Origin of the sequence: Pseudohalocynthiibacter sp. F2068 (genome assembly GCF_023015645.1) — a bacterium.
Classification (GTDB): domain Bacteria; phylum Pseudomonadota; class Alphaproteobacteria; order Rhodobacterales; family Rhodobacteraceae; genus Pseudohalocynthiibacter; species Pseudohalocynthiibacter aestuariivivens.
In genome coordinates this window covers 237,535-261,536 of sequence record NZ_JALKAK010000004.1, presented here as the reverse complement: position 1 = coordinate 261,536, position 24,002 = coordinate 237,535, and the positions used below count along the sequence as shown (strand labels likewise).

Below are 24,002 nucleotides of genomic sequence, written 5' to 3'. Positions count from 1 at the left end.
CCCTCAGCTGACTTCTGCTTTCGTCAAATTATCAATCGCCTTCAGGCGCTTCAGCATTGCTGCCATCTGATCGAGCGGCATCATGTTTGGCCCGTCGCTTGGCGCGTTGTCAGGGTCAGGGTGCGTTTCTATGAACAGAGCAGCACAGCCGACTGCAATTGCCGCGCGTGCAAGCGGCGGTACAAACTCTCTTTTCCCGCCAGATGATGTGCCCTGTCCACCCGGAAGTTGCACCGAGTGTGTTGCATCAAAAACCACCGGATATCCGGTATCTGCCATGATCGGCAGGCTTCTGAAATCACTGACCAGCATGTTGTAACCAAAGGATGTTCCACGGTCCGTCAAAAGTATGCGGTCGTTCCCGGTGCTGGCAATCTTGTCAGCAACATTGCCCATATCCCAGGGTGCGAGGAATTGTCCCTTTTTCACGTTTATCGCTGCCCCGGTTTCCCCCGCTGCAAGCAGCAGGTCGGTCTGACGGCACAGGAATGCTGGGATTTGCAGAATATCAACGGCTTCGGCCGCAACTGGGCACTGCTGCGCACTATGTACATCGGTCAGGGTCGGGCAGCCAAATTCAGTGGAAATTTTTGACAGAATTGACAATCCTTCGTCGATCCCAAGCCCGCGTTTACCCGACAGGCTTGACCGGTTTGCCTTATCAAAACTGCCTTTAAAAACCAGCGGAATCGCAAGATCGCTGCAGATACCAACAAGCGTTTCAGCAATCTGACGGCTGTGACCAAGGCCTTCAAGCTGGCAAGGGCCAGCGATCAGCGCAAAGGGTGCAGTGTTCGAAAAATCCGCATTTCCGACGGTTACAGTTTTCATTCTTCACCTCTTTGCTGCAGCACAGCTTCGATCCGTTCAACATCAATCGGGTTGTTTAGTTCCCAGAAAACATGGCCGCGTGCATCTACCTCGACACAGCGTACTTTAACTCCACGCTCCAGAAACCGGAGTTGTTCCAACCCTTCAAGCTTTTCCAATGGACCTTCACCCCAGTTTACATATTCAGCCAATGTAGCTGGTCGATAGGCATAGGCGCCTACATGATGAAAGACGGGTGTTTCAGCTTCATCCGCATAGTCGCTGTCGGTATATGGGATCACTTCTTTCGAAAAATAGAGTGCGTCTCGCGTTTTATCGAATACCGCAGTGGTGCCACCAACCTGATCATTTCGGCGGTCCTCACGGAAATTGGACAGGGTCTGACCGTCGCACCGCAAAACGGGCGTTGCCATCTGGACAGACACATCAGCCCGCATTTCATCAATCAGAGCTGTTAAAAACCAATGTGGGGTCAGCGGGGCGTCACCCTGAAGATTTACAACGATATCAGGAAGCTGCGAAAGGTCTTTAAGTGAATCTGCCACCCGCTCTGTTCCGTTGACGCAGGCGTCCGAAGTCATCAGAACTTCGGCGCCGAAACCGCGCGCGGCCTCTGCAATACGCGCGTCGTCTGTAGCAATATAAACAGCGGCAACACTTGGCACCTGCATCGCGGTAATCCAACTGCGTTCAATCAGGGATTTTGACTTACCTGTTGCCCCTACCAGCGGTGCCAAGGGCTTTCCTTGGAACCGGGTCGACGCATAGCGGGCGGGGATTACAATAATAACATCTTTGCTCATGCCACGGTGATGGCTTATCCAGACGACGAGTCCAAGCTTTTTGTCGCGCGAGTTTGCATTTATTGCGGCATTGCGCTGACAAGGCGAACTTTACGCTAGTAGTCTCGCTCGAAAAATACACCCATGCTGGTGTTACCATCTTGCCCAAGCCCACCTTTGACGGTCAAAGCCGGGGAAATATCCAGGTTCAGGTTAATCTCGCTCGTTCCATCGCTGCCAATCGTCACGTCGGTATAGACGTTCTCGGAAATGTACTTCCCGGCACGTACTCCGGTGGTGCCTTCTTGGTTACTGGCAACATCAAGATCATCCAGACCAAACTTGTCCCTTAGTCGCGACACGAGCCCAACACCGCCCCGCCCGGATAAGGTTGCAACAGCAGACGCAAGCTGGGCCGCCTGAAACGGAGAAATTTCTGTTATAGCGCGTCCAAAGAAGAGCCTCGAGAGCACTTCGTCCTCGGGCAGTTCAGGTTGAGATGTGAAGGATATCGTCGGATCCGCAGCATTGCCTTCAACGATAACATTGACGGTAAACTCATCTGCAGAACTTGTCGCGACGAGCCGTAAGTAGGGCACAAATTCACCCTGCAACTGTGCATAACCTTCATCAAGTGTCAGGCGTTTTCCCAGAATGTCGAGCCGCCCCCGGATCAGATCAAACCGCCCTGACGGAATGAGGTTATCCGTTGTTCCGCCCAAGCGCAGCTCACCACCAAGTTCGACGTCAAGACCGCGACCACGAACAAATATGCGCGATGGCGCAGAAATTGTCAGATCAACCGGATAAGCAGCACCTCCACTGCTTCCTGCATCGTTGTCTAGCAATCCAGCACGGCGCCGCGTTTCCCTGACGCTGGCAGGTTCATTCACATGAACAAGCCCGGGCAAGTCGCCGCCCTCTGTAAATCCAGATGTTGGAACCTGTATTTCGGTCGGTCCAAGTGTCAAATCACCGGCAATCAGCGCGCCCCCCGTAACTGGCCCATTTACGGTCACAGCGCCATTGACGTTCGTCTGATAAAGCGCCGGATCTATCAATCCAACGCTGCGCAATTGTACCGCCAGTTCGCCAGCATATGGTGGCGTCAAAGATACCGGGCCATTCACTGAAAACTGACCGCCCGATGTGACCGCACCCGTTGAGTCAATTACCGCGCGGCCACCGGAAATCTGTGCGTTTACAGCGACGTTTGTTAGCGCCAACCGCAACAATGGGATCGACGCACGCACCGCTCCCGCCGTCGCCTGACCGGAAATTGACGACAACGCGAAAGGCCCGTCCAACCGCAGATCAAACCATGCGTTACCGTCAAGCGTGCGCGGCGTAATAAGTGGGTTTGCAAGCCCCAATGGCGCATTGCCCGCCAACGCAAGGTTGGCTGATTGGCCGTCAACGACAACGCCACCAGTAATACTTAGCACGGTTCCAGCAGGGCCATCGCCATTCGCATCGATCTGCCAGTCGCCACCGTTCCGGCTTGCCGTACCGTTCAGGCTAAGCGGGCCATTCAACCCTGAAACAAATATTCCGAGGTTGTTTAAACTTGCAGCATATCTGAGATCACCAGTCTCTGATCCTAGCTGGCCGGATACGCCTGCGGTAAGTTCCGGTGTGGCGATTTCAAACTGGTTAATTCTTAGACCCGTGGTATCACGCGCGACAGCTACCGATAGATCAGCCGTGCCGCGAAGCAAACGATCAACCTCTGACTGACCTATTCCAAGGTCTTGTGTCTGGCCTTTCAGTGTCAGATCAAAAGATCCGCCCAGCAGATCACCCTGCCCCGCCAAGTTAATACGTCCAGACCCCTTCAGCGGGCGACCAACAAGCAGAGAGAAGCGTGAAAGATCGCCAGATGTTAGAAGTATTTCCCCTTCCACATTAAAATCATCTTGCAGCCCTGCAAAGGCGGCCTGTCCTGAAATGGAAAAGTTATCGCCGTTTAAGATTACGTTGCGCAATACGACGGGTTCTTCCTGAATCCATTCCACCTGAGTGTCACCGGAAATTTCAGAACCCAGCGCAGCGGCCAAACCTTCGTCCCGCAGAATTAAACCGTCCGCACTGTAAAACACTTCGCTTGTCACGCGGCCAAGCGCTGTTCCGTCTCTTGCAAAAATCTTGCCTGTTGCAGCCAGCAACAGAGTTTCAGCTGTCAGATTTTCACTGACCAGCCCATCTAACAGAAGCGTTCCTTTCCAATCGTCATCATTTGCATGATTATATGCAAGATCAAGCGTAAGGCTGTCGACAAGCGTCTTGCTTCCTGAAAGTGGTAACAAAACAGGCGAACCCGATTGATCACTAATTTCTGCTTCTAACTCAAAACGTTCTGGCCAGCCCTCTGCCCCAATCGCGCCACTCCCTTCAATCGAAACGGAGCGCGCCTTCAAGGCCAGTGTGTCCAGCGTCACCCGCCCGTCGGTCAGCCGTTCACCGCGTAGTTTCAACTGGATATCCGAGCCAAAGAAGGACCGGTAATCAGGCGCGAACAACGGCGCAATATCACCACCTATCTCAGCACCAAACGCGTGGCCAAGATTTGAGCTGTCATTTTCATCCCGCAGTGCAACAATTGTAATCTGGCCGGTAAGTCGGGGCTCGTTGTCAGACAAGAGACTTATGTCGGCTATATAGTCATCAAGAGCTCCTGTTCCCTTAACAGTCATCGCAATCGCTGGCGTATCGGGAAGATTCAATAACGTTGAAACAATGCCGCCCTTGCCTTCGCTCAAAGCGACATCCAGGCTCAATTCGCGTGTCGCGTTACTATAACCACCCGCAAAGCGAAGCGTTCCGAGTTCACCATCGATCCTTGCAATACTGACTTCTGCGTCTCCAGCACCAGCATTTAACGAAAGACTCGCCTCTAACTTGACTGTCGCTTCGCGGCTCAGAACAGCGGCACCAAGAACCACGCGGTCTGCCTTGACCGCGGCTATTTCGACAGAAACTGGCAATTCCGGCAGTGTAAATTCTGTTGCTTCAGGGCTTGGTGTGGATGCGTCGGTCTTTGGAAAGCGAGGGAGCAAAATTTCGCGCGCACTCAGTGTGTTCACCTCAAGGCGACCACGCAAAAGCGCCGATTGATTCCAGTCTAACACCACATCGCGCAACGTGATCCAGACGCCACCATCATCTGCAATGGTGAGTTCTTCAATGGTGGACTCGGCGCTTAGTGAACCTGAAAAACCTTTGACGCGCACCTCACGCCCTGCATCAGAGAGATTATCTTCCAGAAACGCCGTCAGAAAATCACGGTCATCCTTGGTCTCTGTCTGCGCGAAAGCAAAACAGGGCAGCAGAAGCAACAGAACTATTGCGGCAAACCGTTTCAAAATGATTGTCCTATGCCAACGTAGATTTGCAGACCATTCCCAGTTCCCCCTACAGGTGCGGCAACGTCAAAACGTATCGGCCCGATGCCGGTGTTGTATCGCAGTCCAAGCCCGAAGCCACCGTGCCAATCCCCGTTACCGTCATAAAAGGAACCCGAGCCAACGTATCCCGCATCTGCGAACGCGACGGCGCCCAGTTTTTCGGTAAAGCTTGTTCGCAGTTCAGAGGAAAGGCCGATAAATGAACGCCCCCCGCGGCGTATGCCACCCCCAAGATTAACGCCAAGCGACTGATAAGACTGACCCCTAACAGTACCACCACCGCCTGAATAAAACAGGTAGTCAGGCGGCGAATCGATTACAGTCGGCCCTACGACCGAGCCAAGTTGAAAACGCCCTGCCAAAACAAACCGGTTCTCTTCACCAAAGCCACGATAAGTACGTGCATCAGTTTCAATCCGCAGGCCCGAGGAGGTTGTTCCAAATCCAACGAACGGGCGCAGTTCACCGGCCAGATAAAAGCCACTTGTCGGATTTAACGCATTGTCGCGCTTGTCCCATATGAGCGTGGCAGGCAGGCTCAGCAGATTGAAATCTTTTATTCCGCTGGTGTCGGTCACACGCGCATTGCGCACTTCAATCGCAAGCTCACCTTCAAGCGTGTCTGAAAATATCCGATGTGCACCAACACCAAAACCGAGGTTGTCAGATTGAAAATCCGGTTCGTCCAAGCGTTCTGCTTCTATCGTCACAAAGACAGAAGTATCAGGACCAATCGACGCTGGCCTTTCATACCTTGCGCCAAAGCTATAATCTGTGCCACCCGTTTCACCGCCAATGCCGCTGATTTCGCCATCTATGCGCAGCCGTTCCGCACCGCCGAGAAGATTTCGGTGAATCCAATACCCAGACAACAACAGCCCTTCGAGTGTTGAAATTTCTGCGCCAACCCCGTAACGGCGCGGCTTTTCGTCAACAACTGCAGCCGTGATATCGAGTGTATTATTCGGCCCGACTGTTTCAGCTTCGCTCAATGCGACAGACCGGAACGTCCCGGTTCTGCGCAGCCGTATGGCGGCTGCCTCCACATCGTCCGGAGAAAAAACGGCGCCCTCCGGAAGACCTGCAATTGTTATGATACGTGATGTATGTACGTTACTTTGGCCTTCGACGAGAAGTTTGCCAAAGCGAAGCCTTGGGCCTGGCGCAACGCTAACATCAACCTCCAGAGTCTGTGACAAGTGATCTGCGCGCAAAGACTGGCGTTCAATATTTGCCTTTGCGTGCCCGATATTTCGCCATCCATCAATGACCGCGCTAACGGCATCACCCACCAGCGGGCTGTAGGCTGTCGCGCCTCTTGCAAAACCAGTTGGTAATTCGCTACCCCATGCAACCGGCCTTACCTGCGCGTCCCCAAACCGGAAAACCGGGCCCGGACGAATACGAACTTCTATCCTGCGAACCTCGGTCAACCGCTGAAATAGCGGGATCGAAGCTGCCTCGCGACCATCAATCAAGATGTTCACAGTCCCACTGTATCGCCCTTGCGTATAAAGTGCTGCAACCAGGCGCCCATAGTCTGCGCGCGCAGCCGCGACGAGATCTTGTGGGGCGGAAACCCCATCTCTCTGTGCAGCTAAAATCAAGGATGTCTCGCGAAGAACGTCTGTAACCCGTTCCGGCACATCCCCTGTTTCGAATAGGACGGTGTCCAGCGCTGCGGCAGGCTGAACAAACCCCATCGCCAGACAGACAGCAAAAGCACCGCTTTGCCATATCCTCGTCAGAGACCGTAAAAAATCGGCCATCATGGATATCACCCCAAAAACTCACCTTACTGATACGTCGCAACGCGTGGTCTTACCATACGGATTGTTACGTTATCTGAATATAGACGTCGGGTTCTGTATATCCTGAAAATCAAAGTTTTACTTTGTTTGACGTCAATCGAAACAGGTGTGTCGGATTGGGCTTTATCTTTTATTTTAACTTGTAGAATAACTTGGTCGGGATCATTGTGACCTTACATCAGAACAGAGTAATCGGCGCTTTAAATGAATGACATTCTGCAAGGATTAAGCGCCGCGTTTCGCCTTATCATTACCTTTGACGGTGAACTTGCAGAAATCACCCTGCGGTCGTTTCAGGTGACGCTAAGTGCAGTCGCCATCGGTTCGTTGCTGGGTTTGCCCTTTGGTGCATGGCTTGCGGTAAATCGCTTTAGAATGCGGCGTTACACGATTGCTGTGCTTAACGCCCTGATGGGGCTGCCACCCGTTGTTGTCGGGCTTTTTGTCTATATTCTGTTTTCACGTTCCGGGCCATTCGGCGTATTGGGGCTTTTGTTCACGCCAACGGTGATGATCATCGCGCAAGTGATAATTATAACGCCGCTTATTGCGTCTATCGCCCATCAGGCAATCCGGGAACTCTGGGCAGAATACCATGATCTTTTGCTGTCTCTGAACACAACGAAACGTCAAAGAATCATGACACTGATATGGGACGGAAGGCGCGCCTTGCTGACGGCAGCATTGGCTGGGTTTGGGCGCGCAATTGGCGAAGTTGGTGCGATCATGATTGTTGGTGGAAACATTGATCACGCAACACGCGTTCTGACAACCGCCATCGCGCTTGAGACAGGCAAAGGCGACTTCGCGCTCGCGCTTGGGCTTGGGTTCATCCTGATCGGTTTGGCCATCGTTCTTAACCTGGCAATCCACATTTTGTCGCGTACAGAACAGGGAGGAAGATGGTGAAATCAATCCTGCCTTTGGTGCTAACAGGTGCAGCGACCCGAAAGCGGGGCAAAACCCTTATCGGTCCCGTAGACCTGACGGTTGGGGCCAAAGGGTTTACCATTGTGATCGGGCCGAATGGGTCTGGTAAGACGAGTTTTCTTCAACTCATGCATGGCTTGGGGCGCGTTTCCAAAGGCGGTGTTCGCTGGAACGTTTCGCAAGCAGAGGCGCAACGACAACAGGCCTATGTCTTTCAGACCCCGATCATGATGCGCCGACGTGTCGTAGACTGTATTGCTTACCCGTTGCTTCTGACTGGAACGGGCAGAAAAGCTGCACGCGCGCGCGCAGCAGAATGGGCAACCCGTCTTGGTCTAGGCGAGGCGCTTGATCGCCCTGCAACGGTTCTGTCAGGGGGCGAAAAGCAAAAACTTGCACTCGCGCGCGCATTGATCCGCAAACCAGAAATTTTATTCCTGGATGAGCCCTGCGCGAATCTTGACGGTCGGGCAACCCGCGAAATCGAAACCATTTTACTGGAGGCGTACCGGGCAGGAACCAGAATCGTGATGGCGACCCATGATATGGGTCAGGCGAAGCGCTTATCAACAGAGATAGCGTTTCTTTACAAGGGTATGATCCACGAATATGGATCGGCTGAAACATTTTTTTCAGCACCCAAAACCCACGAAGCCCAAGCCTTTTTACGAGGAGACATATTGGAATGAGATTTTCTAAAATTGCGCTGGCAACCGCATTTGTCATGTCAGCATCAATCGCCATAGCAGAAGAAATTAAAGTTGCGGTAACGACTTCTTTTCACAACTCTGGCCTCTCAGATATCCTGTTGCCTGCAATCGCAGAAGATATCGGGCTTGACGTTCAGCTTTTGGTGGTTGGCACGGGTCAGGCATTACGCCTGGGTGAGGCCGGGGATGTTGACGCAATTCTCGTGCATTCCCGCAAGGCTGAAGACGCCTTCCTGGAGGCCGGGTATGGAACCCACCGACGCGAGATTATGTATAATGACTTTGTGCTGATCGGCCCCAATGACGACCCCGCAAAAATTGGTTCTGCCGAGAATGCGGCGTCTGCCCTGACGCTCATTTCCTATGCAGAAACGCCTTTCGTCAGCCGCGGTGACGACAGCGGAACACATAAGAAAGAGCGTGCGCTTTGGGCCAGCGCAGGTCTTGACGACAGTACATTTGAAAGCTGGTACCGTTCGGTTGGCGCAGGTATGGGCGCGACACTGAATACCGCTAGCGGCATGAATGCCTACGTCATGTCAGACCGGGCAAGCTGGCTTAACTTTGGTAACAAGGGCGATCTGGCTTTGCTGTTCTCGGGCGATCCGGTTCTGTTCAATCAGTACGCAATTATACCAGTGAACCCGAAGCTGCACACGCACGTAAAAAACGACCTTGCGAATGCTCTGGAGGAATGGCTGGTCAGTGACCGTGCGCGCGTTTTGATTGATGGCTACACAATAAATGGTGAAACGCTGTTCACCCACAACGCGGTGGCAGAGTAAGTCTTAGGCAACGATATCGGCGGCAGCCTCACGGCTGTAGCCGATTGACGCCTCAAGCAAGTGTTTCGTGTACGGATGGCTTGGGCGCATTGCCCGCATATCTTCGGCCGTCATCACTTCAACAATTTCGCCAAGCTGCATCACGGCAATACGTGAACACATGTGCCCAACGACCGCAAGATCATGTGACACCATCAGATATGTCAGGCCGTGTTCTGCCCTAAGGTCCGTGAGCAGGTTCAGTATCTCCGCCTGTACCGACACATCGAGCGCCGAGGTTGGCTCATCCAGCAACAGAAACGATGGCTCCGGCGCCAAAGCACGTGCAATCGCCACCCTTTGACGTTGCCCACCAGACAGCTGGTGCGGATAGCGGAACCGGAAAGATGGCCCCAACCCAACATCATCAAGCAGGGTTACAATTCGTTTTTCGATATTGTCAAAACCATGCAGGTAAAGCGTTTCACTGAGCACCTGATCCACCGAATGACGCGGATGAAGCGATGCATAGGGATCCTGAAAGACCATTTGCAGAGTCTTGTAAAATTCGTTGTCCCGGGTGTGATCCAAGGTCTTTCCAGCAACATGAATTGCGCCGGACCAATTAGGGGCAAGTTCAGTTATGGCGCGCAGAATGGTAGATTTACCAGACCCGCTTTCCCCGACGAGGCCAAAGCTCTCGCCCTTTGGAACATCAAATGTTGCGTCTTTAACAGCATCGATCCGGTCTTTTCCTGATCCGAACCAGACTTTCAGGTTTTTTACTGAGATTCCGTTCATCGCGCCCCGCTCACGCTGTCTGTATCGCGCCATGTTGCATCGCGTTCCAACACCGCGAGACGCTCTTGTTTTACGTCCAGTCGCGGCAGCGAATTCAGCAAACCACGCGTATAGGGGTGTTGCGCCTCGTGCAGTTTGTCCGCCACGCAGGTCTCAACAATCCGGCCACCATACATGATCAAAACCCGATCACAGAAAGACGACACAAGATTAAGATCATGGCTGATGAAAATCAGCCCCATGCCGCGTTCCTGCACCAGCTTGTCCATGATCCGCAGCACCTGGGTTTGCACGGAAACATCAAGGGCCGATGTCGGCTCGTCCGCAATCAGAATTCTGGGGTCGGGCACCATCATCATCGCAATCATCACCCGCTGGCCCATGCCACCTGACAATTCATGCGGATATGAACGGTAGACCCGCTCCGGATCGCGGATCGAAACAGCTTCGAGCATCTCCATTGCCTTGCGTTTTGCATCTGCCTTGGTTGACTTGGCGTGGATCGCGTATGCCTCCACAATCTGGTCTCCGACGCGCATCACGGGATTGAGCGAAAACTTAGGGTCTTGCATCACCATCGAAATGCGCTGCCCGCGAACCGAGCGCATTTCCTTTTCGCTCATCGCCATAATGTCGTCGCCTTCAACCGCGATACGTTCAGCCGTTACCTGACCCGGTGGTCGGATCAGGCGCAGAATTGCGCGGCCGGTCATTGATTTACCGGAACCGCTTTCACCAACAATACCAAGGCGTTCCTGACCAAGGGTAAAAGACACTCCACGAACCGCATCAAAAACACCGTTGCGGGTAGGAAACTTCACCCAAAGGTTTTCCACATCAAGCAGGTTCATGATCCACCATCCTTTGGATCAAGCACATCCCGCAAACCATCACCAAGCAGGTTAAACGCAAGACTGACCGTAAAAATCGCAAGCCCAGGAATGGTGGCAACCCACCAGTGATCAAGGATGAACCGTCTGCCTTCTGATATCATGGCGCCCCACTCAGGGCTCGGCGGTTGCGCGCCAAGGCCAAGGAAACCAAGCCCCGCGGCTGCTAGAATAATACCCGCCATATCGAGTGTAACCCGCACAATCAGCGACGAAATACAAAGCGGCCAGATGTGTTTCGTTACAATCCGTGTCGCCCCGGCCCCTTGCAGCTTCACGGCACTGATATAGTCGGAGTTACGAATGGTCAGCGTTTCAGCCCGCGCGATTCGCGCATAGGGCGGCCAGGCCGTAAGCGAGATTGCAAGGACAGCATTTTCAATCCCTGCACCAAGTGCTGCAACAAAGGCCAGCGCCAAGACAAGGCGTGGAAAAGCAAGGAAAATATCGGTGATCCGCATAAGGATCACATCGAGCCACCCACCAGAATACCCCGCAACCGTCCCCACCAGCAAACCCGCAACTGGCGCGATCAGCGCTACTAAAGCAACAATATACAGCGTAATCCGCGAGCCATAGATAAGACGGCTCAGAATATCACGGCCAAGGGAATCCGTGCCAAACACGTGACCCTCGGACCAGAGAGGTTGCAGCCTGTTTCCAAGTTCCTGCGCGAACGGATCATGTGGCGAAATCAAAGGTGCAAACAACGCAACCAGACCAAGACATATCAGGATGCCAAGGCCGAACATCGCCATCGTGTTGGTGCTAAATGAGAGCCACCCCTGATAAAGCGCCACCATCCGCGCCTGATGGCGCGACTGCGGCGTATCAGTCAAAAGCCATTCGCGCAAAGTTTGTTTTTGTGCTTCTGATTGACTCATTTCGCCCTCGGGTCAAAATATTTGTAAAGAAGGTCCGAGAAAATGTTCAGACAGACAAAGACCAGCCCAACAACAACGGTTCCACCCATAACTGCGTTCATATCCGCAGATAGCAAAGCAGTTGTGATGTACGAGCCGATACCGGGCCACGCGAAGATAATTTCGGTCAAAACCGAACCTTCGAGTAACCCGGCGTATGACAGTGCTATCACTGTGATCAGCTGAACCTTGATATTGCCCAGCGCATGGCGCCAAATCACAGCGCGTTCTGACAGGCCTTTCACTCGTGCTGTCGTGATGTACTCACTGCTCAGTTGCTCCAGCATGAAGCTGCGGGTCATACGGCTGATATAAGCCAAACTGTAATACCCAAGAAGCAGTGCAGGTAAGATGATGTGGCTCAACGCATCGCGGAACACATCCCAGTTGCGGTCAAGAAGACTGTCGACAAGGATCATGCCGGTCACTTCGGGAACGATATCCACATAAAAGATACCTACCCGCCCCGGTCCACCAACCCAGCCCAGAATTCCGTAAAAGATAAGAAGGGACACGAGGCCGAGCCAGAAGATCGGCATCGAATAACCAACCAGAGCCAGAACACGTGCGATCTGGTCAATCCAGGAACCGCGCTTGACCGCCGCAATCACACCCAGAGGAACACCTACGAAAACACCAATCAGGGTGCCGAGGGTTGCAAGCTCAAGCGTTGCGGGAAAAACGCGTTTAATATCATCGGCTACAGGACGTGCATTAAGAAGCGAAACACCGAAATCGCCAGTGATGACATCCCAGATGTAGGTTGCGAACTGCACGATCAGGGGTTTATCCAATCCGATCGCCTTGTACGCCGCGTCATATGTTTCCTTTGACGCACTTTCGCCGACAATGGACAAAACCGGATCAACCGGCATCACCCGCCCAATTATGAAAGTGATAAACAACAGCCCCAGCATCGTTATCGCGATGGAGCCTATAATTCGTACAATTGAAAGTAGCGCTTGTAGAAAGGGCGGAGTGTTCCGCCCTTTCGAGGTATCAGTCGTATTTGCCACTTACTTTGTCACCGGCCAGTAGGATACTGCGGTAATAGCGCCGCCGAGGCCTAGGTTCTGGACGTTGGAGCGACGACCGGTCTGTTCGATTTTCTGGAACATGACCGCAAACGGTGAAATTTCCAGGAACTTGCGCTGAATGTCGCCATACATTTGCGCCCGCACGTCACGGTCACCTTCGACAACGGCAGCCGCTGTCATTTCGGTGAGCCCTCCCGTGTCCCAGCTGTTGCGCCAAGCCAAAAGGCCAGTTGCACCTGCTTCGGTCGAGTTATCAGGGTTATACGCAAAAGTACCTGCGTTGGTATGCGGGTCAGGGTAATCCGGACCCCATGCACCAAGGTAAACGTCAAGCTCACGAGCACGGTAGCGCCCAAGGATTTGCTTCGCTGTACCGACGGTGATGTTCACCTTGATGCCCGCAAGCGCCATGGTGTTCTGGAAGCTTTGCGCGATTTCGATCCGCTCTTGTGCTTCACGTACGCCAACTTCGATTTCCAGACCTTCAACACCAGCGGCGGCAAGAAGTTCCTTGGCACGGTCAACGTTCAGGCTGTAAGGCGCATCGTCAATCGCACCCAGATAGGTCGCAGGCAAAAAGTTTTGGTGGATCGTGTATTGACCACGCAGGAAGCTGTCCTGCATACCCTCATAGTCGATCAGGTATTTGATCGCCTCACGAACTTCCGGTTTGCTAAGCACAGGGTGAGCCTGATTAAGAGAGATATACATCAGGCGGCCACGAAGTTCGCTATCAACGTCAATCCCATCAACACCCGTGATACCTGAAATGTCTTCCGGGTTCAGGTTGCGCGCAACGTCGATATCTCCTTGCTCAAGCAGCAAACGCTGCGTGGCGCTTTCCTGAATGTGACGCACGATCACGCGTTCCATTGCCGGAGCGCCTAAATAGAAATCAGGGTTGGAAACCAGAGTTACAGACTCATTTGGCTTCCAGCTTTGGACAGAGTAAGCACCGGACCCTGCAGTGTTCGTCGCAAGCCATGTGTTACCCATGTCACCGTCGACTTCATGCTCCATCACGGTTTTCATATCAACGATACCGCCGATCGTAGCCGTTAGACAGTTCAGCACAAAAGAGGTCGCATAGCGCTTGTCAGTGGTGATCGAAAGGGTGTTTCCGTCCGCCACAATCGTTTCACTGACATTTTCTGGCGTAAAGCCAAATTGCGTCAGAATGAACGCTGGTGTCTTGTTCAGGATAATTACGCGGCGCAGTGAAAACTCAGCATCAGCCGCCGTAACCGGATTGCCGGAATGGAACGTTACTCCTTCGCGCATGGTAAACGTGATGGTCCGGCCGTCTTCAGACACGGTCCAGCTTTCCGCGAGATCAGGCTGATAACCTGCGGTCAGGTCTAGTGGGTCAAAGTTTACGAGCTTGCCGTAAACATTTCGGCTAACGTCGCTGCCCGCAAACTCAAAGGATTGCGCCGGATCAAGTGTTGTTATGTCATCTATTCGGTTTGCAATCACAAGCATGTTGGCCGGCGTTTCCGCCGCCGCAGGCAATGCGGTCATCCCCGTCGCAAGCGCAAGCACTGCACCCGCGAGGATTGGTTTAAAGTTTATCATTTCTTGTCCTTCCTGTTGTTAAAAGAAGAGTGGTTTATTACGCGCCCCAGATTCTTTCCAGAACACGCAACCAGTTTTCGTGGCAAAGTTTTTTTATTAAGGCTTCGTTATAGCCGTGTTTTACCATTGCTACTCGCAATTTAGGCAGACCGGCAATGTCGCCGATCTGTTCGGGAACAACCGCCCCGTCAAAATCAGACCCAAGACCAACATGGTCCTCACCAAGGCTTTCAATCAGGTGATCAAGGTGGCGCAGCATCGTTTCCAATGGTACTTCGGGCAGCATCTGGCCGTCCTCTCGCAGAAAAGCTACAGCAAAATTAAGCCCAACCATACCATTACTTTGCTTGATTGCAGCCAATTGTTTATTCGTCAGGTTTCGCGAATGCGGGCTGATCGCGTTACAATTAGAATGGGTCGCAACCAAAGGCGCGTTGCTGTGCTTGGCAACGTCCCAGAAACCAGCTTCGTTCAGATGCGAAAGATCAATCATGATCCCGAGCTCGTTGCAGCGCTCAACCAAATTCAGTCCATGTTCGGTCAAACCACCACCAATATCGCCGTCGCTCGGAAACCGGAAAGGAACACCTTCGCCGAATATTGTTGGGCGGCTCCATACCGGCCCAATGGAACGGAGCCCAGCCCGATAAAGCACATCAAGCGCATGAAGATTTGCGTCAATCGCTTCCGCACCCTCGATATGCATGATCGCGGCAAGCTGACCTGATTGAAGACAGGTTCGAATTTCCGCAGCCGTTTTGCATATGGTCAGTGCGCCTATCTCTTGCAGCCGAAGCAAGATTGCAGCTTGTTCCAGAACAACCGGCAATGCCTCTGCGCGACCTATCTGATCAGGCAGCGGTAAATCATAGGTCGGCTTGGTCATCTGCGCGTATTTGAATTCCATGTCGATCGGAGACGGTACATAAATGGCAAAGAAACCGCCGCCAAAACCAGCCGTTTTCGCGCGGGGTAAATCAATGTCGCCGTCACGCCCCGAAACAAAGCCATCGACTGCAGATATACCCCCTGCCCTGAAGATTTTCAGCAGAACGTCGTTGTGCCCGTCAAAGACCAGAGGGTGGGTCATATCAGTCATTGCAGCGTCCAATGTTGTTTAGCCAGCCAGTTTTAATGATGTGATGTGGAATCGTTCAGCAGCCCAAGCGTCACTTCAACAAGAATGAGTGTAACAGATAGATTTTCATTCAATAGTCTCAAAGTTATGAGTATTACTCATAGAGCAATGACTAAAAACCAACTGCTTTTGGAGCGTGGAAAATGCGGAAAAACTGGCACAGCGTAAGAGAATATCAGGCTCTGCGTGCAACTATCTCTGGTGGTTCAACAACCTCTGCTGCCAGGCGGCTTGGCCTTACGCAATCGGCAATCAGCCGGTCGATTTCCAGTCTTGAAACAAGGTTAGGTAAAACACTGTTTCAGCGAGAATCCGGCCGGTTGCGCCCCACGGACGAAGCGATCCAGCTAAATGCGCGGCTTGACGATCTGTTTGTCGCGCTGGACCAGATTGACGGAGAGAATGACCAAAGACAGGAAACGCTGAAGCTTATCGCGCCCCCGACCTATGCACACCGGTTTCTGGTGACACGTGTCGCCAGCTTTCTGAAAGCTAACCCCAATATCTTTATCAGCTTTGAAATTGGAACATCTGATGAAGTGGTCACAGGTATTCTGGACAATCGGTTCGACCTTGGCATCACAGGTGTCGAGCTTACGCGAACCGGGTTGAACCTTATCCCCTTTCGCAACTCCCAAACCGTTTGCGTCATGAAGCCAGATCACCCGCTTGCAAAAAAGAAAATCATTCGTCCCGAGGACCTTGATGGTCAGGATATTGTCGCCCTGTCCTCGCGTCATGCACGACGCGCGCAGCTTGAGCGCGCCATCGCCGAAGTTGGCGCCAAGGCTCATGTTGTTGCTGAAACTGGTACAACAGTTGCCGCAATCGAAATGGTGCGTGCCGGGCTGGGGTTGGCCGTCGTCAGCCCGTTTCCCGCCATTCAAGCAAATGAGCAAGACCTGGCAGTGCGCCTGTTTGAGCCCCCTTTGCAATATCGCACTTATTTTGCCGTCTCTGACCATCGGCCGCTTTCCCGCGTCGCGAGGGCATTCATGCGGCACGTGCGTTTAACGACGCCAGGCGACAGTTTTGATACGGCACTGACAGCAGATTGAGGTGACAACACTTTTGATGCTGTAAATCTCAATCAACAGCATCATTTTATTTGACAGACTAGCTGCTCAAATATAATCCGACAGTGCGGTGTGGGCAACGATGGCGTCGTTGCATCCAATCCTATTCACACCGTGGTCATCGCACTGATGTACCAACCATCCTGCACGCCGGGGTGTGTTTGCTGGGCGTGAATTTCCGTCCGGCTTTTGGATAGGAAATGACGATGGATATTAACTCAAGACCTGAAATGTTCACGTGTCACAACGGTGACAAAGCCCCGCTGCCGTTTTCGAACGCTGAATATGAACGCCGCGTTGCCGGCCTGCGCAAAATCATGGCCGCAAAAGATGTGCCTGCCGTTCTGCTTACCTCAATGCACAACATCGCTTACTACACTGGCTTTCTGTATTGTAGCTTTGGCCGGCCCTATGCCTGCGTTGTCACGCAGGACGCAATCACAACCGTTTCGGCCAATATCGACGCGGGCCAACCCTGGCGGCGTTGTTTCGGTGAAAACGTGATTTACACCGACTGGAAGCGCAATAATTACTGGCGTGCGGTTGCATCGCTCGTCGGGTCTGCTGGCCGTATCGGCGTTGAAAACGACCATATGACACTGACAAGTCGTGCAACGCTGAAAGAGTTTTTGGGCAACACAGAACTTGTCGACATTGCTGGCGACACAATGGCAGCGCGTATGCATAAATCGGCTGAAGAGATTGTCCTGATCCGCGAAGGTGCGCGTGTAGCAGACATTGGCGGTGACGCAATCCGTGCCGCAATCCGCGAAGGCGCACGCGAGATCGATATCGCCATGGCAGGGCGCAACGCGATGGAGCTGGAAATTGCCCGTTCGCACCCTAACAGTGAAATCCGCGATAACTGGGTTTGGTTTCAGTCTGGTTTAAACACAGACGGCGCGCATAACCCCGTGACCACCCGCGCGCTGGAACAAGGCGACATCCTGAGCCTCAACACCTTTCCGATGATCTCTGGCTATTACACCGCGCTGGAACGCACCCTGTTTCTGGGCGAGCCTGATGCAGAAAGCCTGCGCCTGTGGAAAGCCAACGTCGCAACACATGAACTGGGCTTGTCGCTTATCCGCCCGGGTGTTACATGCTCTGCAATCTGTGATGAGCTGAACCGTTTTCTGGCTGACGAAAACCTTCTTCAGTACAGATCATTTGGCTATGGTCATTCGTTTGGTGTTCTTTCGCACTACTATGGCCGCGAGGCCGGGCTTGAGCTGCGTGAAGACATTGATACGGTTCTGGAACCCGGAATGGTTGTTTCAATGGAGCCAATGCTTTGGGTTCCCGAAGGAACTGCCGGCGCCGGTGGTTACCGCGAGCACGACATTCTGATTGTTGGCGACGATGGTGCAGAAAACATTACAGGTTTCGCTTACGGGCCCGAAGCCAACATAATCTGAGAAAATAGGCGCGCGGGTTCACTCGCGCGCAACTTTCCAAAGATGGAAACATAACGCCACTAGAGGGCTGAACTAGCTCAGGGTCAGAATTTATGAACTGATTGAAGGAGCCAGATGACAGTTACGATCCCATACTTTCTAATTAGTTAAAGCGTAGCTAACGTCTGCTTTCAAAATGCCGCCCTAAAACCTTTCAAAACACCACCCGTTTTGTCGCGAGTTTTCGTAATAGCGAAGCGCTTGATCTTTCAGCTTTAGATTGTTCGCGACAAAAACCACCGTTTCTTGTTCCATTTGAACTCGTAGATTCGCTTGAAAAACTTCAGTTATCTATAGGCAGGGTATCCATGATCGGCTTACTTCAAATTTTGATCTCGCTGATATTCTCGGCACACTGGCTTTCATTTATTTTTGGCAACAGGGAAGCTAAAGTTCTTGGCCTACGTTACGAAACACTGATGTTCATCAGCATTGCTAGCGCAGTTCTTGGATTCATTTTTATTAGGATTGGGATATAATGACAGAGCGACAGAAAATGGCGGCGGGCAAATGGTACACCTGTCTTGATGACGAGCTAGAGGCGCTTCGGGTCAAGGCGCGGTCAGCGGTGCATCAGCACAATACTCTGCCTTTAGAAGACCGGGGGGCAATCGGACCGAAACTTGCCCGACTCATTAAGGCTAAGAACGCCATCATCGAAGCACCGTTTCACTGCGCCTATGGCATCAACATTGAACTCGGGGACAAGGTTTTCTTAAATGCGGGCTGCACCATTCTGGATTGTGCCACAGTGACCATCAGCGATCAGTGCCAACTCGGGCCCAATGTACAAATCTATTGCGCCGAACACCATAAGGATCCGATCAAGCGATGCCTTGAAGGACTAGAGATCGCCCACCCTGTTCACATCGGCAAACGGGTTTGGGTCGGTGGTGGTGCTATCATTCTGGCGGGTGTTACAATCGGTGAAGGGGCAGTCATAGGTGCGGGTAGCGTTGTCACAAAGGACGTCGATCCTGGCCAAGTAGTAGTGGGCAACCCTGCACGGCCAATTGGCAGCACAGGGTGACTCTTTCTGCTGGTGCTCTTTTCACTCTTTGCGTCAGTATGGGCCCGCAACGATCATCCACACACTTGCAGAAAATTGTCGCTTTGTCCCGCATAGCAGCCCTTCGCTTTTCTTAGTTTATAGGTCCTGCTCTTAATCCTTCACAAACAACTTCCGGGGAGTTGCGCACAGGCATTCCACCCCTGTATCGGTGATCAGGATAGGCTCTGTTATCTCCACCCCACCATCATCAAGCCATAGTGCTGGCATAAAGTGAAAAGTCATTCCGGGTTTGAGTTCTGTACGGTCTCCGCGGCGAAAAGATACCGTTCTTTCACCCCAGTCCGGCGGGTAGGACAGACCAATCGCATAGCCACACCGACTGTCCTTTTCAAAGCCAAGCTGGTTCAGTTTCGCATTGAACGCATTCGCGATATCTTCGGCAAAGTTTCCGGGTTTGGCTTGTTCAAGACCCACTTCAACCGCTTCCAGAACCGCCTTTTCCGAATCAAGATATTTCTTTGGCGGCGCCCCAAAAAACAGGGTGCGCGATTGCGTTGCGTGGTAGCGTCTGTGAACACCTGCCAATTCAAAAAAAGTGCTTTCCCCCGCCTTAAGAGGTTTATCATCCCACGTCAGATGCGGGGCTGTTGCATCCATTCCCGATGGGGCCATAGGCACAATTGCCGGATAGTCTCCCCAATGCCCGTCAGCCCCGCGAACTGCTGTCCTGTAAATCTCGGCCACCAGATCATTCTTGCGCATGCCGGGTTCTGCGATTTCGATAATTTTTGCATGCATCGCCTCTACGATCTTCGCGGCACGGCGCATGTAAGAAATTTCAGTCTCAGATTTAATGCCGCGTTGCCAGTTCACGAGGCCAGTCATGTCCTTGAAACCGGCCGTGCTCAACGCCCCGACAAGCGACGCGTGCGCGGCGGCGGAGTAGTAGTAATTGTCGAGTTCAACACCAATGTTTCCCTGCGCCCAACCGCGCTCTGACAGCAATGCAGCAAGTGTTTCCATCGGGTGTTTTTCAGGGTTCTGGACGTAGGTATCATCATAGCCGACAATGTTGTCGTGCTGCATGAATGCGGTAAGTTTTGCACCCAGGCCATCCATCGCACGACCCCACCACACAGGTTCACCTTCCATGCCCAGAACAACCGCTTGGTGCACATAAAACGACCAGCCGTCATATCCCGTCAGCCAGTGCATATTCGAAGGGTCTGAAACAATGAGAACATCAACGCCCCTCGCTTGCATGGCGGCGCGTGTCTTGCCAATACGTGCGCTGTATTCTTCGTGGTTAAAATTCAGATTTGCTGATGACATCCCTTGAACCCTTCGGTGACTAACTTGGAAAACTTTAGCAGCACATTCAATTTATAAACGCACAAAAGCGACTTCCTAATGCTGGGTTTTTTTGCCGTTTTCTGTCGGGCTACTGCCCCGACGCTTGCTAAGGCATATGCACAATGCAGGAACAAAAAAAAGGCCGGGCAATTGCCCGGCCTTTTTTTTGGTACTTGTAGCCAATTAGGTTGGCGACATACCCCGCAGGCGCTCGGACCGGCGGCGAAGTAATTCCACAGTTGCAAGCAACAGGATCGAAATCCCCACGAGGATCGTCGCAACTGCTAGAATGGTCGGGCTGATTTGCTCGCGAAGGCCGGTGAACATCTGCCAGGGTAGTGTTTTCTGGCCAGATGAGCCAACGAACAACACAACCACAACCTCGTCAAAAGAGGTGATGAACGCGAATAGTCCACCAGAAATAACACCCGGCAGGATCAGCGGCATCTGAACCTTGAAAAAGGTCGTTACCGGGTTCGCACCCATATTCGCCGCTGCACGTGTGAGACTTCTGTCAAAACCAACGAGCGTTGCCGTGACAGTAATGATCACAAAAGGTATGCCAAGAGCAGCATGCGCCAGAACAACACCGATGTAAGTTCCCTGCAAACCGATCCGAGAATAAAAGAAATACATCCCGGCGGCTGAAATGATCAGTGGAACAATCATCGGAGAGATCAGGATCGCCATGATCGCACGCCGGAAAGGCACGTGGTCCTGGCTAAGGCCGATTGCAGCTAATGTTCCGAAACTGACCGACAGAAGTGTTGCCAGCGGAGCAATGCGCACTGAATTGTAAAGCGCATTTTGCCAATCCGAATTGCTGAAGAAATCTTGGTAGTGTTTCAGCGAATAACCTTCAGGATCAAACGCCAGCATTTCAGGTGTAAAGGTAAAGAAATCCTCTGCGTTAAAGCTTAGCGGGATAATGACGACAATCGGTGCGATCAGGAAGAAAAAGATCAACCCGCAAATCACCCGAAAGCTGTAGTACCAGACCCGCTGGGGCGTCGTTGCATATGGTGGTAAAGCGCTCATTTTGTCACCCCAGTTTCACGTTGTCGATGCCAACGATCTTATCGTAGGCCCAGTAAAGAAGGAGAACCGCCGCCAGCAGGATAGTACCCAAGGCAGCCCCAAGACCCCAGTTAAGTGAGCTTGAGATGTGGTAAGCGATCCGGTTCGAGATAAAGACACCTTTGGTTCCACCCACCAGTTCAGGCGTGATGTAGTAACCAATGGAAAGAATGAAGACGAGGATACATCCAGCTCCAATCCCCGGTATGGACTGCGGAAAGTAAACTCGCCAGAACGCTGTCCAGTTTGTCGCGCCCAGCGATTTTGCGGCGCGAAGGTAAGTCGGAGGAATAGTTTGCATCACCGAATAAAGCGGCAAGATCATGAACGGCAATAGAATATGCGTCATCGCAACAATCGTACCAAACTGGTTGTTGATCATGATCAGCCTGTTTCCATCATCCACAAGACCGACCCAGACCAGGACATCATTTATCACCCCCTGTTGTTGAAGCAGCACCTTCCAGGCGGACGTTCGCACAAGCAGCGATGTCCAGAAGGGCAACAACACCAGAATAAGCAACATGTTCGACGCTTTCGCAGACAGGTTTGCCAGCAGCCAAGCGATTGGATAGCCCAGCAGAACGCAGCTAAACATGATCGTCAAAGACATGAAAATTGTTCGTTTAAACAGTGTGATATAAATCCGCTGATCTTCTTCGCGCGCAGCTATGCCGTCGGGGCTAAGCTGCAAATCGACCGAATTCAGGAAGTAGCCACTCGTGTAGCGAGACGAATATATCTGGATCATCGCCCACATTCCGACATCAGCCCAATCTTCGTCGAGTTCAATGAATTTCTCGCGAAATGGCCCATCCGTTGCAAGGTCCCAGCGCTTGACACTTCTGCCCGATTTCCGAAACAGCGACGATATACCAGTCATTTCATAGTTTAGGCGCGAGCCAAGCCGGGTGTGGGTCTTTGTCTCGACCGCAATCACCAGATCCTCTGCCAAGGCGGCAAAAACCGCCTCATCTGGTGGCTCACCAGTCATTCGGTCCCAGCTTTCAAGCGCGACTACAGTGCGGGGAAGCGTATCCTCGACAATATTATTCTCGACAGAACGGAACAACATATCCGCAATCGGTGCGATAAACGTCACAAGGACAAAGAGAAGCAGAGGTGCAATCAACATCAACGCGCGCAATTTTTCGCGTCTCAGAGCACGATTCAGACTGCGTTTTAGCGGTGTGCCGTCGGCGGCCAGGACCGGACCGGTATCGGTTGCGTCGCTCATATCATCCCCTCGTGTTTTTTTTGTCGTCTTAAAGGTAAAAACGAATTGTTCGGAAGGCGCCCGGAAAGGGCGCCCTCCTAATTTCACTCAAATTATTGAGACAGCCATGCTTGGAATTTTGCATCCAGATCGTCACGGTAGTCTGCCCACCATTCGTAGTTATAGAGGAAGGTGTTTTTCGCATTTTCAGGATCGGTTGGCATATGTGGTGCCATGTCGATGCCCAGTTCTGCATGCATACCAACCAGAGGTGCGGAAGACGCACGTGCTGGACCGTAAGAGATGTACTTTGCCTGATCAGCAAGACGCTGTGTGTCAGTTGCAAAATAGATGTAGTCAAGTGCGCGTGCTTTACGCTCATCGCTCAGACCAGCTGGAATGATCCAACCATCAAGGTCAAACACCTGAGCGTCCCAAAGCATTCCTACAGGCTGCTTTTGCTCTTCGATCAGTGCAAAAAGACGACCGTTATAGGTAGACCCCATAACAACTTCGCCATCTGCCAACAGCTGAGGCGTGTCAGCACCAGCAGACCACCAGATCACATCTTCTTTGATGGTGTCCAGTTTTGCGAATGCCTGTGCCTGACCTTCTTCTGTTTCCAGAACGTCATACACGTCTGCTTTCGCTACGCCATCACAAAGCAGTGCCCATTCCATGTTGTTGATCGGGCGCTTTTCAAGTGACCGACGGCCTGGATAGGCGTCTGTGTCGAAAATTGCGCAAACGCTGGTTGGAGGAGTGTCGCCAACCATATCGGTGCGATAGCCAAACGTGGTCGAGTAAACGATCTGTGGAATAAAGCACTCTGAAACAAGCAGTTCACCAAAGTCTTCGCTGGCAAGGGTTCCATCAGGTGCAGGAGCGAGCTGTGTGTCCGCGTCGATTTCCATTGCCAGACCTTCGTCACACAGGCGCATTGCGTCTGCTGCAACAACGTCAACAACGTCCCATGTCACGTTTCCGGCTTCGTTCATCGCACGAAGTTTAGCCACAGCTTCCGCAGAGCTTTCATCATTGATGATGTTCACATCTGGATTAGCAGCCATGTAGGGGTCGTGATACGCGTTTTGCTGTGAAGAGGAGTATGCGCCGCCCCAGGATACGATCGTCATATCCTCGGCCAGAGCTCCCCCTGCAACCAGCGCAACAACGCTTGCCGTCATTAGTGTTTGGGTTACTTTCATTTAGGTT

General features: G+C 52.4%; 19 protein-coding genes and 1 pseudogene. 6 read left to right on the top strand and 14 right to left on the bottom strand.

Annotated elements, in window-relative coordinates; all coding sequences use genetic code 11:
• Positions 1-3: 3 nt before the first annotated feature.
• The 4 genes from kdsA to MWU63_RS07265 form a co-directional block, all read right to left on the bottom strand.
• Complete coding sequence (gene kdsA / locus MWU63_RS07280; protein ID WP_213888498.1) at positions 4-831, bottom strand: 3-deoxy-8-phosphooctulonate synthase; 828 nt, start codon at positions 829-831, stop codon at positions 4-6.
• Positions 828-1,634 (bottom strand): manno-octulosonate cytidylyltransferase, encoded by an 807-nt coding sequence (locus MWU63_RS07275; RefSeq protein WP_213888499.1) that lies wholly within the window; start codon positions 1,632-1,634, stop codon positions 828-830. The genes kdsA and MWU63_RS07275 overlap by 4 nt, the downstream gene beginning before the upstream one ends.
• Positions 1,635-1,729: 95 nt before the next feature.
• A complete protein-coding gene (locus MWU63_RS07270) occupies positions 1,730-4,975 on the bottom strand; it encodes a translocation/assembly module TamB domain-containing protein (RefSeq protein WP_213888500.1) in 3,246 nt (1,081 codons plus the stop codon).
• Complete coding sequence (locus MWU63_RS07265) at positions 4,972-6,789, bottom strand: autotransporter assembly complex family protein (protein ID WP_247077408.1); 1,818 nt, start codon at positions 6,787-6,789, stop codon at positions 4,972-4,974. The genes MWU63_RS07270 and MWU63_RS07265 overlap by 4 nt, the downstream gene beginning before the upstream one ends.
• Before the next feature lie 243 nt (positions 6,790-7,032).
• Between MWU63_RS07265 and MWU63_RS07260 the strand changes: the two genes are divergently transcribed.
• Genes MWU63_RS07260 through MWU63_RS07250 form a run of 3 tightly spaced genes read left to right on the top strand, consistent with a single transcriptional unit; the run spans position 7,033 to position 9,253 of the window.
• A complete protein-coding gene (locus tag MWU63_RS07260; protein ID WP_213888501.1) occupies positions 7,033-7,737 on the top strand; it encodes an ABC transporter permease in 705 nt (234 codons plus the stop codon).
• Positions 7,731-8,447: an ATP-binding cassette domain-containing protein gene (locus MWU63_RS07255; RefSeq protein ID WP_213888502.1), complete on the top strand. Its 717-nt coding sequence runs from the start codon at positions 7,731-7,733 to the stop codon at positions 8,445-8,447. The genes MWU63_RS07260 and MWU63_RS07255 overlap by 7 nt, the downstream gene beginning before the upstream one ends.
• A complete protein-coding gene (locus tag MWU63_RS07250; RefSeq protein ID WP_213888503.1) occupies positions 8,444-9,253 on the top strand; it encodes a substrate-binding domain-containing protein in 810 nt (269 codons plus the stop codon). The genes MWU63_RS07255 and MWU63_RS07250 overlap by 4 nt, the downstream gene beginning before the upstream one ends.
• Before the next feature lie 3 nt (positions 9,254-9,256).
• On the opposite strand, the gene MWU63_RS07245 is transcribed toward MWU63_RS07250, so the two are convergent.
• From MWU63_RS07245 to MWU63_RS07220, 6 genes are all read right to left on the bottom strand, one after another.
• Positions 9,257-10,033: an ABC transporter ATP-binding protein gene (locus tag MWU63_RS07245; RefSeq protein ID WP_213888504.1), complete on the bottom strand. Its 777-nt coding sequence runs from the start codon at positions 10,031-10,033 to the stop codon at positions 9,257-9,259.
• The gene (locus MWU63_RS07240) at positions 10,030-10,887 is read right to left on the bottom strand and encodes an ABC transporter ATP-binding protein (RefSeq protein ID WP_213888728.1); all 858 of its coding nucleotides are present in this window, start codon (positions 10,885-10,887) and stop codon (positions 10,030-10,032) included. The genes MWU63_RS07245 and MWU63_RS07240 overlap by 4 nt, the downstream gene beginning before the upstream one ends.
• Entirely contained in the window at positions 10,881-11,807 is a 927-nt protein-coding gene (nikC, locus tag MWU63_RS07235) for a nickel transporter permease (RefSeq protein ID WP_213888505.1), read from the bottom strand. The genes MWU63_RS07240 and nikC overlap by 7 nt, the downstream gene beginning before the upstream one ends.
• Positions 11,804-12,796 carry an ABC transporter permease gene (locus tag MWU63_RS07230; protein WP_343229455.1) on the bottom strand — a complete coding sequence of 331 codons (993 nt, stop codon included), beginning with the start codon at positions 12,794-12,796 and terminating at the stop codon, positions 11,804-11,806. Before MWU63_RS07230 ends, nikC begins: the two co-directional genes overlap by 4 nt.
• A gap of 66 nt (positions 12,797-12,862) precedes the next feature.
• On the bottom strand, positions 12,863-14,458 hold the full coding sequence (locus MWU63_RS07225) for an ABC transporter substrate-binding protein (RefSeq protein ID WP_213888506.1): 1,596 nt from the start codon (positions 14,456-14,458) through the stop codon (positions 12,863-12,865).
• A 37-nt stretch (positions 14,459-14,495) separates the two neighbouring features.
• The gene (locus tag MWU63_RS07220; protein ID WP_213888730.1) at positions 14,496-15,548 is read right to left on the bottom strand and encodes a dipeptidase; all 1,053 of its coding nucleotides are present in this window, start codon (positions 15,546-15,548) and stop codon (positions 14,496-14,498) included.
• Positions 15,549-15,739: 191 nt separating this feature from the next.
• Here MWU63_RS07220 and MWU63_RS07215 point away from each other — a divergent pair, with 191 nt between their 5' ends.
• From MWU63_RS07215 to MWU63_RS07205, 3 genes are all read left to right on the top strand, one after another.
• Entirely contained in the window at positions 15,740-16,654 is a 915-nt protein-coding gene (locus tag MWU63_RS07215; RefSeq protein WP_213888507.1) for a LysR family transcriptional regulator, read from the top strand.
• 218 nt (positions 16,655-16,872) lie between these two features.
• A complete protein-coding gene (locus tag MWU63_RS07210) occupies positions 16,873-18,090 on the top strand; it encodes an aminopeptidase P family protein (protein WP_213888508.1) in 1,218 nt (405 codons plus the stop codon).
• Between the two features lie 517 nt (positions 18,091-18,607).
• Positions 18,608-19,159 carry a sugar O-acetyltransferase gene (locus tag MWU63_RS07205; protein WP_213888509.1) on the top strand — a complete coding sequence of 184 codons (552 nt, stop codon included), beginning with the start codon at positions 18,608-18,610 and terminating at the stop codon, positions 19,157-19,159.
• 132 nt (positions 19,160-19,291) lie between these two features.
• On the opposite strand, the gene doeA is transcribed toward MWU63_RS07205, so the two are convergent.
• From doeA to MWU63_RS07185, 4 genes and pseudogenes are all read right to left on the bottom strand, one after another.
• Positions 19,292-20,473, bottom strand: coding sequence for an ectoine hydrolase DoeA (doeA, locus tag MWU63_RS07200; protein WP_213888510.1), 1,182 nt, complete (start codon positions 20,471-20,473; stop codon positions 19,292-19,294).
• A gap of 204 nt (positions 20,474-20,677) precedes the next feature.
• Positions 20,678-21,493: pseudogene (locus MWU63_RS07195) on the bottom strand (ABC transporter permease); the annotation flags it as partial.
• Between the two features lie 43 nt (positions 21,494-21,536).
• Positions 21,537-22,808: an ABC transporter permease gene (locus MWU63_RS07190; RefSeq protein ID WP_247077404.1), complete on the bottom strand. Its 1,272-nt coding sequence runs from the start codon at positions 22,806-22,808 to the stop codon at positions 21,537-21,539.
• A 92-nt stretch (positions 22,809-22,900) separates the two neighbouring features.
• Positions 22,901-23,995, bottom strand: coding sequence for an extracellular solute-binding protein (locus MWU63_RS07185; RefSeq protein ID WP_213888513.1), 1,095 nt, complete (start codon positions 23,993-23,995; stop codon positions 22,901-22,903).
• Positions 23,996-24,002 lie beyond the last annotated feature (7 nt).

Excerpts from the sequence above, each read along its gene's own strand:
- kdsA (WP_213888498.1), bottom strand. The coding sequence starts at position 831 with ATGAAAACTGTAACCGTCGGAAATGCGGATTTTTCGAACACTGCACCC.
- MWU63_RS07275 (WP_213888499.1), bottom strand. The coding sequence starts at position 1,634 with ATGAGCAAAGATGTTATTATTGTAATCCCCGCCCGCTATGCGTCGACC.
- MWU63_RS07265 (WP_247077408.1), bottom strand. The coding sequence starts at position 6,789 with ATGATGGCCGATTTTTTACGGTCTCTGACGAGGATATGGCAAAGCGGT.
- MWU63_RS07260 (WP_213888501.1), top strand. The coding sequence starts at position 7,033 with ATGAATGACATTCTGCAAGGATTAAGCGCCGCGTTTCGCCTTATCATT.
- MWU63_RS07255 (WP_213888502.1), top strand. The coding sequence starts at position 7,731 with ATGGTGAAATCAATCCTGCCTTTGGTGCTAACAGGTGCAGCGACCCGA.
- MWU63_RS07250 (WP_213888503.1), top strand. The coding sequence starts at position 8,444 with ATGAGATTTTCTAAAATTGCGCTGGCAACCGCATTTGTCATGTCAGCA.
- MWU63_RS07245 (WP_213888504.1), bottom strand. The coding sequence starts at position 10,033 with ATGAACGGAATCTCAGTAAAAAACCTGAAAGTCTGGTTCGGATCAGGA.
- nikC (WP_213888505.1), bottom strand. The coding sequence starts at position 11,807 with ATGAGTCAATCAGAAGCACAAAAACAAACTTTGCGCGAATGGCTTTTG.
- MWU63_RS07225 (WP_213888506.1), bottom strand. The coding sequence starts at position 14,458 with ATGATAAACTTTAAACCAATCCTCGCGGGTGCAGTGCTTGCGCTTGCG.
- MWU63_RS07220 (WP_213888730.1), bottom strand. The coding sequence starts at position 15,548 with ATGACCCACCCTCTGGTCTTTGACGGGCACAACGACGTTCTGCTGAAA.
- MWU63_RS07215 (WP_213888507.1), top strand. The coding sequence starts at position 15,740 with ATGCGGAAAAACTGGCACAGCGTAAGAGAATATCAGGCTCTGCGTGCA.
- MWU63_RS07210 (WP_213888508.1), top strand. The coding sequence starts at position 16,873 with ATGACGATGGATATTAACTCAAGACCTGAAATGTTCACGTGTCACAAC.
- MWU63_RS07205 (WP_213888509.1), top strand. The coding sequence starts at position 18,608 with ATGACAGAGCGACAGAAAATGGCGGCGGGCAAATGGTACACCTGTCTT.
- doeA (WP_213888510.1), bottom strand. The coding sequence starts at position 20,473 with ATGTCATCAGCAAATCTGAATTTTAACCACGAAGAATACAGCGCACGT.
- MWU63_RS07190 (WP_247077404.1), bottom strand. The coding sequence starts at position 22,808 with ATGAGCGACGCAACCGATACCGGTCCGGTCCTGGCCGCCGACGGCACA.
- MWU63_RS07185 (WP_213888513.1), bottom strand. The coding sequence starts at position 23,995 with ATGAAAGTAACCCAAACACTAATGACGGCAAGCGTTGTTGCGCTGGTT.